1 protein-coding gene is annotated in these 513 nt (G+C 48.0%); it reads right to left on the bottom strand.

What is annotated here, in order from left to right:
- Positions 1–513: plasmid recombination protein (locus KP705_RS16865; RefSeq protein ID WP_215765095.1), on the bottom strand; the 513-nt coding region annotated here is incomplete at both ends.

Genomic DNA, 513 nt, shown 5'->3' with positions numbered 1-513 from the left:
TTTTGTTCCTTTGGAGATAACCCATCCGCCTTGGCCTTCTGCTTTGCACTATCCCCAGGATGTAAGCTGATCGCCTTCAAATCATCAGGAACGATGAAAGCATGAAGATGAGGAAAAGCCTCATCATCATGCCTGATGACTGTCTTCAACTGGTCCCCATACGTGTCCTGCAACCACTTGACCGACCGAGCTTGCCAACGCTTACAATCGGCCTCCATCTCACCTGGCCAAGACAGAACAATGCACGCCATAGTATTTTGAGTGCTTCTGATTTTCCTGCTCTTGCCATTCTTCTGAACATCAACAGCCCCATCGCAAGCCTGCTCATGCTCACGCTCAAGAGCTTCTAAATCCTGACCAAAAACGAGAACCGGCTTGCCTGGATTTTCAACATGCAAACAGGCATCCGGATTTCTCCGGGTAGCCTCATCTATAGTCTCTTTAATATTCCACTTCTTAGACTTCGTTGCCTTGTCGGAAGGCTTTACAAGCACTTTACGACTCAGCATCTCA

Source organism: Gluconobacter sp. P1D12_c, from assembly GCF_018812105.1.
Lineage (GTDB): Bacteria > Pseudomonadota > Alphaproteobacteria > Acetobacterales > Acetobacteraceae > Gluconobacter > Gluconobacter oxydans_A.
Note: the sequence above shows the minus strand (reverse complement) of the source record. Positions and strands in the feature narration are given on the sequence as shown.